The following is a 9,987-nucleotide window of genomic DNA, read 5'->3' as shown; positions in this document are numbered from 1 at the left end:
GATCTGATGCCAACTGTGCTATCGATGGTCGGAATTCAACCGCCCGCCCATGTGCAGGGACGCGCTTTGCTTGGACCTCATGCTGCGCCTGCACCCAAATACATCTTCGGCCAGCGCAACCGGATGGATGAGCGCTATGATCTGACCCGCACGATCACCGACACGCGCTTTAGGTACATCCGCAATTACAATCCGCATCGGCCTTGGGGGCAGCATGTCTCCTTCATGTTTCAGGCTTCCGGCTACCAGGATTGGGAAGCGGCCCATTTCGAAGGAAAACTGAACCCGGTGCAGGATGCCTTCTGGGGCGTGAAGCCTTATGAGGAACTCTATGACGCCTTTGCGGACCCGCATATGGTAAGCAATCTGGTGGACGATCCGGCCCATTCTGCCAAGCTCAATGAGCTGCGCCAAGCGCTCGACGCCTACATGGTCAAGATTCAGGACAATGGCCTGATCCCGGAGGGCTGCGAGGCTCAGGGCTATGTCAATAGCCGCGCACCAGGCGTCTATCCATTACAGGATGCCATGGCACTGGCAGCCAAGGCAGCCAGTCGGGATTCCGCCGCAATACCCGATTTCCTCGATGCACTTGCCCACGAAAATGAGGTTATCCGTTATTGGGGCGCAATGGGCCTGCTTATCGCTGACGAACGCGCGCGCCCGCATGTTGCCGCGATCAAGAAGCAACTCCTGGGTGAACCATCCGTGGCCACCCGCATTGTGCTGGCCGAAGCGCTGGTCAAACTGGTCAACGACCACGATGCTTTGATTACGCTTGGTACGATCATCGATGTCGAGCCACGCGGACCGCTGCGTCTCCAGGCCATAAATGCGCTAACTTGGGTAGGCGATAAAGCCAAACCCGTCCTGCCCGCAATCCGCCGCGCCTCGAAGGAAGATCACCGTCATATGCGCAGCGCGGCTGCTTATCTGATCGAAAAGCTTGAGGGGACTTATCAACCCCATAAGCCCATGGCCAAGGCGGGCGGCTACATTTTTTCTGACCCTGAACATGACGGCGTCGCTGGCGCGGCGCATCTGTACGACTGACGAGGAAACTGTACCGCCTGGAGCAGACCACACCTGTCGTCCGGGCAATCGCATGGAAGGGAAGTCAGAGGTGGCTCGGTTTGTCTGAACTGCCTTTGACGCTTGATAAGTGGATCGTCTGCGGTTTGGTTGTTCAAGCTGCCACTTGCGGGACGTCATGGAAGGCGGGTGTAGCCCGGCCGGAGTGACGCCCCGCAAGTTGCGCCCAATTCACGCTGCCACGGCCGCTCGACAACGACATTGTCGCGCCAGGCGCCGCGCCCGTCCATGCGGATGTCTGTCGCCCAGACTTGATTGGGCTTCGCGATCGGAAGCTTGCGCAGAAGATAGGGGGAGATCTTGTGCCCTGGCGCCGGCTTGGAAGTGCTGGGACGGCGATTAACGACCTCGATCGCCATCGTCTTCATATCGCCATCGTCTTCATCGGGCTCGCGACATGGCAGCAGCCGATCGTGACGCCCTCCTGACGCAGAAAGTCGCGCATCATCCGGCTTCCTGGGAACGGGAATTCCAGATGCAGCGCGTCGATGCGACGCATGATCGTGCGATCTTCGGACGAAATCGGCGGCGGCAGATAATGGACTTTGCCTCAACTGATCCCCAGTTCCTTCGCCCGCCGCCTCTGGCGGAGAATGGCCGGGGTGTGCAGCACCCCGGCCATTTCCTGTTCCCGGCTATACCAAGCTGCCGTGATGCTGACGCATCAGCAGCTTGGCATCAGAAACCGTCCACGGCCTTGCTGACCAGGATGTTCACCGCCACGCGGCGGTTCTGGGCCTTGCCTTCCGGCGTGCTGTTGTCCGCCAGCGGGTCGGCCTTGGCCATGCCGGTGGGGGTCAGCATGCGGTAGGGCTTCCAGTGGCAGGCCTGCTGGAGATAGTTCACCACGCGGGTGGCGCGCTTTTCGCTGAGCGTCTGGTTGTAATCGTCGCTGCCCACCGAGTCGGTGTAGCCGACCACCAGCAGCAGGGCGTTGTCCATGCCATCGGCCGAATTGGCCGCAGCGCACAGGTTGCTCTTGGCCTCGGGCGAAAGGTCGTACTTGCCGGTGTCGAAGTTCACGTTGGTCGTGCCCTTGACGTTGTACTTGTCGATGTCGCCCATGCGGCCGCGCAGGGCCTCGGTGGCGGCCTCGTTGCTGGCAAAGCGCTGGTCGGTGCCGTTGTGGATCATCGACGCGGTCTTCAGATCCTTGTTCTTGAGGTCGATCGAGTCGGCCAGCAGCGCGCCATTCGCCTGCAGGGTGTCGACCGAGACCGGCAGGCCGTTCAACAGCGAGGTTGCCGCCAGCTTGCTGCGGCTGATGCCCAGGAAGCCGCCGCTGGCCTTGATCTTGGTGGCGTCATCGATGACGATGACGGTCTTGCTGCCGTCGGCGCTGGTCACCTGCATCTTGTCACCCATGCGGGCGGAGATGATGCCCTCGATCTCCGGGCCCTTGGTCGCTTCCGCCCGGTTGACCGGACGTTCGCCGTAGACGGTGGCCGCGACATCGCCCTCTTGCGGATCCTGCTGCTGCGCCGCGACGCTGCCCGAAACCGGGATAGCCAGCATGCCGAGCATGATCAGCATCTGCGACCTTTTGGAAATGCCACTCATAACGTCTTTCCTCCAAACCTGTTCAGCCGGTTTGTGCGTTTCCTCGGCATTTCGTCCGAACCCCCTGTTCGCGTTTCCGGCTTTCAAAACCCCCTTCATCTGGCCAGGGTGTCCATTGCGGCTCTTTTGCCGCCCTTGTGCACCGTGGGCTTTCTGGATGTTGACGGCAGCCTTTCCCGCATATGAACGCGCAAGGGTTGCACCCTCGATCTGCGGGTAATGCGAGAGCACGGTGCGGTGAACGGTGGCGAATCGCCCCTCGTCGTGCGTGCATTCGTGGCCGCAAGAGGAGGGGGAGGCCGCGTGGGCCAATGACGGCGGCGTGCCGGGCCCGATCCGAAGTCCGCCCGAAAACGGGCTTCCTGCCCGGGTGGGCGCTCTGTCGGATGCGGCCACGTTGCAGGGCGAGCGGCGGCGGGGAAGGGCGCCGCGGCAACTGCGACTGCGGCATTCATCGGGCGGACGATCTCATCGCGGGACAACTGTCCGTGCGAAATCGGGCTATCGCCGGGTTGCTGTGTTAACTAATGTACGCAAATTCCGACGGGGGGTCGTCGGAAGTCATGAATTGCAATGGGGGGCCATGCAATGTTTGCGACCAAGTTGAACTGCCTGCTCGGGCGGCACAAGCCTGTCCGTAGAGATGTCGTGTGGACCGACGCCGGGTATGTCGGGGCATGCCGGGGGTGCGGCGGCGGCATACGCCGGACGGCTCCGGGCAAGTGGCATCTGGAGGACCATTCCGAGGTGGGCTGACCGATCCGGGATTTCGCGGCAGGGGCGAGGAGGCCAGTGCCGCGAAATTCGCTTTCTGCCGCCTAGGCGGCTCCCCACCCACAAAACGCCCTTGGGGCATTTTTCAAACAGACTCTCAGGCCCTGGCGGCGATCACGATGATCTCGACCTTGTAGTCCGGGGTGAACAGCCTGGCTTCACCGGTCGCCCGGGCCGGGGCCGGGTGGCCGGCGATCCAGGCATCCCAGACCGCGTTCATTTCCTCGAAGTCGGCCATGTCGGCGAGCCAGATCGTGGCCATCAGCAGGTGATCCTTGCTGCTGCCGGTCTTGGCGAGCAATGCCTCGATCTCCGCCAGCGCCACCTTGGTCTGCTCGGTGACGCTGGTGCCCGGTTCGCCGATCTGGCCGGCGAGGTAGATGGTGTCGCCGTGAATCACGGCCTCGCTCATGCGCGGGCCCTGGTCGATGCGGGTAATGGTCATGTCTGTTCCTTCCGGGTGACGTTCAGTAGCGGCTGATGGCAAGGTCTGCCGTCTCGATGGCCGGCTTGTGGCCGCCGATGATGTCGGCGATGACATGGGCGGAACCGCAGGCCATCGTCCAGCCCAGCGTGCCGTGGCCGGTGTTGAGGAACAGGTTCGGCACCTTGGTGGCGCCGATGACGGGCGTGCTGTCCGGCGTCATCGGCCTGAGGCCGGACCAGAAGCTGCCTTGCGCCATGTCGCCCGCGCCGGGGAACAGGGTGCCGGCCGAATGTTCCAGCGTGGCGCGGCGGGCAGGCGGCAGATCGCGGGAGAAGCCCGAGATCTCGGCCATGCCGCCGATGCGGATGCGGTCTCCCAAACGGGTGATCGCCACCTTGTAGCTCTCGTCGAGCAGGGTGGAGACCGGCGCGCGCGGCTCGTCGACGATCGGCACGGTCAGCGAGTAGCCCTTGACCGGGTAGACCGGCAGGCGAATGCCCAGCGGCGCAAGGATCTGCGGCGAGAAACTGCCCAGGGCGACAAGGAAGGCATCGGCCGCCAGTTTGCCCTGGTCGGTCTCGACATGGGTGATGCGCCCGCCGTCCTCGATCAGCCGGTGGATGGAGGTGCCGTTGAGGAAGCGCACACCCTTGGCGGCGGCCATCGCGGCAAGGGCATTGGTAAACTTGAAACAGTCGCCGGTCTCGTCGTGGGGCAGGCGCAGTCCGCCCGCGATGGGCGCCTGGCTGGTGGCGAGACCCGGTTCGGCGCCGATGCAGCCGGCCTTGTCGAGCACTTCGAAAGGCACGCCATCGGCCTTGAGCACTTCGATGTCCTTGCCGATCCCGTCGAGCTGCTTCTGCTCGCGGAACAGTTGCAGGGTGCCCTGCATGCGTTCGTCGTACGCGATGCCGGTGTCCCGGCGCAGCGCGATCAGGCAGTCGCGGCTGAATTCGGCAAGGCGCACCATGCGGCTCTTGTTGATCGCATAGTCGCGCGCGTTGCAGTTGCCGAGCATCGCGAAGAGCCAGCGCAGCATCGCCGGATCGGCGTGGAGGCGCAGGATCAGCGGTGCGTGTTCCATCATCAGCCAGCGCAGGGCCTTGGTGGGAATACCGGGCGCGGCCCAGGGCGACGCGTAGCCGGGCGAAATCTCGCCGGCATTGGCGAAGCTGGTTTCCAGCGCCGGGCCTTCCTGCCGGTCGATCACCACGACTTCGTGGCCCGCTGCGGCCAGATACCAGGCGGAGGTGACGCCGATGACGCCGCTGCCGAGGATGGCGATCTTCATGGGGCAGTCTTCATGGATGCAGTGCTCCGAATGCGCGCGCTGGTTGCAGAGGGGAGGTAGACCCGTTCGTAGCGGCGGCTGAGTTGCGTCAGGATCTCGTAGGAAATGGTGCCCGCATCGGCGGCAACCTGATCGATGCCCTGATGGGGGCCGAGCAGTTCGACCCATGCGCCGGGAAGGAGGTGCTCGGCGGGCACATCGGTGACGTCGAGGGTAATGCTGTCCATCGAAACCCGCCCGGCAAACGGCACGCGGATGCCGGCGATATAGGCCCAGCCCCTGTTGCCGAGGCAGCGCGGCCAGCCATCGGCATAACCGACCGGGATGGTGGCGATGCGCGTCTCGCGCGTGGTCTTGAAGGTCAGGCCATAGCCGACGCCGGTGCCGGGGGGGATCGTGCGGAGCTGGGCGATGCGGGCCTCGAGGTGCACGGTGGGACGCATCGGGTTCGGTGCATTGCCGTGGGGCGCACCGCCGTAAAGCGCTATGCCGGCGCGCACGAGGTCGAAGTGGCCGCGTGCGTGGAACGAGCCGCCGCTGTTATCGAGAGCGAGCGGGACACCGGGAAAGCTGGCGGCGATCGTGCGGAAGTGTGTTTCCTGCGCGGCGTTGGCGGCATCGCCGGGTTCGTCGGCGCAGGCCAGATGGCTGATGATGAAATGCAGGTCGATCGGGCGGAGCAGCTCGGGCCGCGCCAGCAGCTGTGCGATCTCGTCGCCCGGCAGGCCCATGCGGGACATGCCGGTATCGACCTGAAGCACGGCTGGCAGGCGCGTGTCGCACCGCGCCGCTTCGGCCGACCAGCGCTCGATCTGGTCCAGCGAATTGAGCACCGGCACCGCGCCCAGCGCCGCGCAGGACGCTTCGCCGCCGGGGAGGAGGCCGTTGAGGATGTAGACCGGGATGCCTGCGGGAAGTTCGGGAATCAGGGCTTCCGCTTCGCCTTGCAAGGCCACGAAAAGATGGCGGCATCCTTCGTCGATCAGGGTGCGCGCGACTTGTGCTGCGCCGAGGCCGTAGCCGTTTGCCTTGACCACGCCGCCGACCGCTGCGGGAGCCACACGGTCGCGGATCAACCGGTAGTTCGCGGCGAGTGCTTCGAGGTCGATTGTCAGGCGTGCTCCGGCAACCACATCATTCCCCTTGGAACCGGTTATCTCCTGATCGATCAGGGCCGGAATAAGGAAAGGCTATCGTACCCTGTTTCAAATAGGCTGCCAATTATTCGCAGGAATCGCTACGATATGCGAAATTCGGCATCGTTCTACGAAGGTTGTGATAGATCATGGCATGGGCCCCCGACGACGTGGACCGCTCGATCCTGCGTGTGCTGCGCCTTGACGGGCGCAAGCCCAATGCCGAAGTGGCGCAGGAAGTGGGGCTTTCTCCTTCCGCATGCCTCAGGCGGATCCGCATCATGGAAGATCGCGGCGTGATTCGTGGGTACACCGTGATCACCGGCGCGGAAAACGACGATGTGCGGGGCGTCGATGTGGTGGTGCAGGTGACGCTGGAGCGCCAGACCGAGGACTACCTCTCACGCTTCGAGAACGCCGTGCGGCAGTGCCCGGAAATTCGCGAATGCTTCCTGATGGGCGGTGATGTCGACTATTGGCTGCGTCTGCGCACCGAGAGTGTTGCCGCATACGAGGCGATCCACGGGGAAGTGCTTTCGCGCTTGCCGGGGGTGACGCGCATCAGTTCCAGCTTCGCAATGCGCGATGCCCTGCGTCCCAAGCGGATCAGTCGCTAGGCGCCGCGCGGGGGCAACCAACCTGCGATGAGTCAAGCACAGCGCAGGTTGGCATAGCGGGGGCTTTCACCGCTCCTGGTTCCCGCTGCCGTGTTTGCCGCCGCCTGGCGTCGGCGTCTGGCGGGTGCGCCTTAGACGATGCGCCAGGTAGATCGCCTGGCGCAGGGCACGTGTGTGGGGGGAGAGCTGTTCCCCACCGCTGCTTCTCGTGCTGATCGTCATGGCTGAGCGTTCGCCGGGATCAGTAGCAGCCGCGTGAAGCGAGCACGGCAGGCACGGTGCGCAGGCAGATCGCCATGTCGTAGAAGAACGACTTGCGCTGGGCGTAGCGGGCATCGAGCCGGACACGGGCTTCGTAGGAGACCTCGTTCCGGCCGCTGACCTGCCAGAGGCCGGTCAGGCCCGGACGGACCGAGCAATAGGCCTCGAAACGGTCGCCGTAGCGCGGAATTTCCGCCTCGACGATGGGGCGCGGGCCGACGATGCTCATGTGGCCGAACAGGACGTTGAACAGCTGCGGCAGTTCGTCGAGGCTGCTCTTGCGCAGGAGTGCGCCGATCGGGGTGATGCGCGGATCGCTACGCAGTTTCTGGTCGCGGGCCCATTCGGCGCGAGCGCGTGGGCATTCGGCGAGCAGCCGGTCAAGCACGTCCTGTGAATTGATCACCATGCTGCGGAACTTGAGGCAGGGGAACAGGCCGCCAGCATGTCCGACGCGGTGTTGGATGAAGATTACCGGCCCCGGCCCGGAGGCGCGGATGGCGCAGGCGACCAGCACCAGCAGCGGCAGGAAAGCAATGATCGCCAGCATGGCGACGGCGATGTCGAACACACGGGGGAACCAGACGGCATTGCTTGGCCGGCGTGTGGCCATGCCGTCGTGCAGGGGATCGGCCACAGGATCGGCCGGTTCTGGCGAAGCGTGCGGGGCAGGGTGGTCCGGTTCGCCCCGCAGCAGGTAGGCAGCCTCGTCCCGCGTGCCGAGCGGGATGGCCCGATCTTCCGGCGCGATGGGCCCCGTCTTGCCGAGCGGTCCGCGCCAGGCCCGATGCTCGAGGATGGCCGGGCTGCCTTGTGCGGCGATGCCGAGCCCCTGCGAGCCGTTGGTGCGATAGGGGGGGCAATGACCGGGGCCGAAGGCGCTGCGGTGCTTCCCACGCTTGCCGGAATGACGGGGTTCATGGCGCCTCCTTGCGGTTTTGCACCTGCACCCAAAACAGAGCGCTTGTGCGTCCCATAGGCTTCCGGAGGAAGGTGGTGCGAGGTCATCTCATCTTGCCGTGTCGAGATAGCGTCCATCGTTTCATCCGCTTGAAAAGGGAACACAAATGCGATGGCGACCGAATTGATTCTTTGGTTGATGAGATGGTAATAAAAGTTGATGCCTCGTCAATATGTTGATGCTGCATTGCAGCATGGGTAAATGATCCATTGTGGCTTTTTGATGCGGATATTTTGTGCGTTTTACTATGTGAAGTTACTTAAGGCTCCGTGTTTATGTGGGGTTTGTGCTGATCCGATTTGGAGTTTTTAAATTTATAACATTCACATTGGACTATTCATTTTTACATTATATTTTTGTTCGTCCGCTATTACCTGTTTGAGATCCTGCGCGGCGCCTGAGCGTTCCAAGCTGCTGATGCGTCAGCATCACTGCAGCTTGGTATAAGGACCGGCGAGTGCGCCTGAACATCAGCCCCGGAACAGCACCTGCTGTGTTTACGACCTAATTCTCGCGAAATGCGCGGGAGAACTGGTCACTCAGCGGCTTGAGGATGTAGTTCATCATCGTGCGGTGCCCGGTCTGGATGAAGACTTCCGCCGGCATGCCGGGTTTGAGCCGCAGTTCCCCAAGTTTCGCCAATTCGCCGGGATCTAGCGTGATGGTGGCGCGATAGTAGGTCGCCCGCGTCTGGCTGTCGTCGGTGCGGTCGGCGGCGACATGGGTGATGTGGCCTTGCAGTTCGGGTGTGGTGCGCTGCGAAAAGGCGCTGAACCGCAAGATTGCAACCAGTCCTTCGCGCACCTGATCGATATCCGCAGGCTTGATCATGGCGTTGACGGTCAGCCGATCGTTGTCGGGGACGATTTCCATGATCGTCTGCCCGGCCGGCACGAAGCCGCCGATGGTGCGAAAGGCGAGCTTGTCGACCACGCCGCTTTGCGGGGCGCGGATGACCGCGCGGTCGTAGCTGTCCTGTGCGGCGACCTGCTGGCGGCGCAGTTCGCTGATCCGTGTCTGCGTGTCGAGCAGTTCGGTGGCGGCGGTGCTGCGGGCTTCGGCGTTGATGGAGCCCATCTGGTAGCGCAGCTCGGTGATGTGTGCGCGCTGCGACTGCGCGCTTTCGCTGGCGCCGGTGCGCTGGGCGGCGAGATCGGAAGCGGTACGCTCCAGCGCGCTCAGCCGGTCGAGCGTGGTGTAGCGCTTTTCGTAGAGCTTGCGTGTGGCGTCGAGTTCGTTGCCGATCATCGCGGCCTGTTCGCTAAGGCTCCGTGAGCGCGCGCTGTAGCTGTCGAGATCAGCCTGGCTTTGCTGGATGCGCTGGCCCAGCTGCGAAAGCGCCGATTGCCGCGAACTGCGTTTGAGTGCCAGGGTCTTGCGTTCCGCCGCCATCAAGGCCGCGATCTCGGGCCGGCTTGCTCGCCGCGTCAATTCGGCAGGGAAGGTGATGGCGACAGCGCCATCCCGTTCAGCCTGGAGGCGCGCGGCGAGGGCGAGCAACTGGTCGACATTCTCGCCGGTGTAGTTGGCCGCCGCGCCGGTGACCGTGGTGTCGAAGCGGATCATCGGCTGGCCCTGCGTGACATGGTCGCCATCGGCCACGAGGATCTGCGCGGCGACGCCGCCGGAAGGATGGCTGACCTGTTTCACGTGCGAGGCCACCGAGACATCGCCCGGCGCGATCACCGCGCCTGCCATCGGCAGGAAGCTGGCGAGGCCGCCAAGGCCGAAAACCAGTCCGCCGCAAAGCCACATGCCGAGCCGGATTTCGCGCCTGAGGCTTTCCGTCGGTTCGTATCGGGGTTGCGGGACCAGTGCGGTGGCGGGCTGGGGGAAGGGGGCGGGGCTGGGAATGGTGCTGTTCACGC

The 9,987-nt window shown here is 63.8% G+C and carries 7 protein-coding genes and 2 pseudogenes; 2 read left to right on the top strand and 7 right to left on the bottom strand.

The window, feature by feature from the left end:
- A pseudogene (locus OKA11_RS17055) lies at positions 1-1,053 on the top strand (sulfatase-like hydrolase/transferase); the annotation flags it as partial.
- A 272-nt stretch (positions 1,054-1,325) separates the two neighbouring features.
- Here the strand turns inward: OKA11_RS17055 and OKA11_RS24690 are convergent.
- From OKA11_RS24690 to alr, 5 genes and pseudogenes are all read right to left on the bottom strand, one after another.
- A pseudogene (locus OKA11_RS24690) lies at positions 1,326-1,672 on the bottom strand (IS3 family transposase); the annotation flags it as partial.
- 98 nt (positions 1,673-1,770) lie between these two features.
- Positions 1,771-2,652, bottom strand: coding sequence for an OmpA family protein (locus OKA11_RS17040; protein ID WP_142632498.1), 882 nt, complete (start codon positions 2,650-2,652; stop codon positions 1,771-1,773).
- An 871-nt stretch (positions 2,653-3,523) separates the two neighbouring features.
- Positions 3,524-3,871, bottom strand: coding sequence for a RidA family protein (locus OKA11_RS17035; protein ID WP_267222482.1), 348 nt, complete (start codon positions 3,869-3,871; stop codon positions 3,524-3,526).
- Positions 3,872-3,893: 22 nt separating this feature from the next.
- Complete coding sequence (locus OKA11_RS17030) at positions 3,894-5,144, bottom strand: D-amino acid dehydrogenase (protein WP_267222480.1); 1,251 nt, start codon at positions 5,142-5,144, stop codon at positions 3,894-3,896.
- Positions 5,141-6,277 (bottom strand): alanine racemase, encoded by a 1,137-nt coding sequence (gene alr / locus OKA11_RS17025; protein ID WP_267222478.1) that lies wholly within the window; start codon positions 6,275-6,277, stop codon positions 5,141-5,143. The genes OKA11_RS17030 and alr overlap by 4 nt, the downstream gene beginning before the upstream one ends.
- Positions 6,278-6,429: 152 nt before the next feature.
- Between alr and OKA11_RS17020 the strand changes: the two genes are divergently transcribed.
- The gene (locus tag OKA11_RS17020; protein WP_142632502.1) at positions 6,430-6,897 is read left to right on the top strand and encodes an Lrp/AsnC family transcriptional regulator; all 468 of its coding nucleotides are present in this window, start codon (positions 6,430-6,432) and stop codon (positions 6,895-6,897) included.
- A gap of 241 nt (positions 6,898-7,138) precedes the next feature.
- On the opposite strand, the gene OKA11_RS17015 is transcribed toward OKA11_RS17020, so the two are convergent.
- Positions 7,139-7,795: a sugar transferase gene (locus OKA11_RS17015; protein WP_267222476.1), complete on the bottom strand. Its 657-nt coding sequence runs from the start codon at positions 7,793-7,795 to the stop codon at positions 7,139-7,141.
- A gap of 828 nt (positions 7,796-8,623) precedes the next feature.
- Positions 8,624-9,985 carry an HlyD family type I secretion periplasmic adaptor subunit gene (locus OKA11_RS17010; protein ID WP_267222474.1) on the bottom strand — a complete coding sequence of 454 codons (1,362 nt, stop codon included), beginning with the start codon at positions 9,983-9,985 and terminating at the stop codon, positions 8,624-8,626.
- Between the last annotated feature and the right edge of the window lie 2 nt (positions 9,986-9,987).

It is taken from the genome of Novosphingobium clariflavum (assembly GCF_026420865.1).
In the GTDB taxonomy this organism is placed as follows: domain Bacteria; phylum Pseudomonadota; class Alphaproteobacteria; order Sphingomonadales; family Sphingomonadaceae; genus Novosphingobium; species Novosphingobium clariflavum.
Note: the sequence above shows the minus strand (reverse complement) of the source record. Positions and strands in the feature narration are given on the sequence as shown.

Coding starts and splice junctions, on each gene's coding strand:
- OKA11_RS17040 (WP_142632498.1), bottom strand. CDS start 2,652: ATGAGTGGCATTTCCAAAAGGTCGCAGATGCTGATCATGCTCGGCATG.
- OKA11_RS17035 (WP_267222482.1), bottom strand. CDS start 3,871: ATGACCATTACCCGCATCGACCAGGGCCCGCGCATGAGCGAGGCCGTG.
- OKA11_RS17030 (WP_267222480.1), bottom strand. CDS start 5,144: ATGAAGATCGCCATCCTCGGCAGCGGCGTCATCGGCGTCACCTCCGCC.
- OKA11_RS17020 (WP_142632502.1), top strand. CDS start 6,430: ATGGCATGGGCCCCCGACGACGTGGACCGCTCGATCCTGCGTGTGCTG.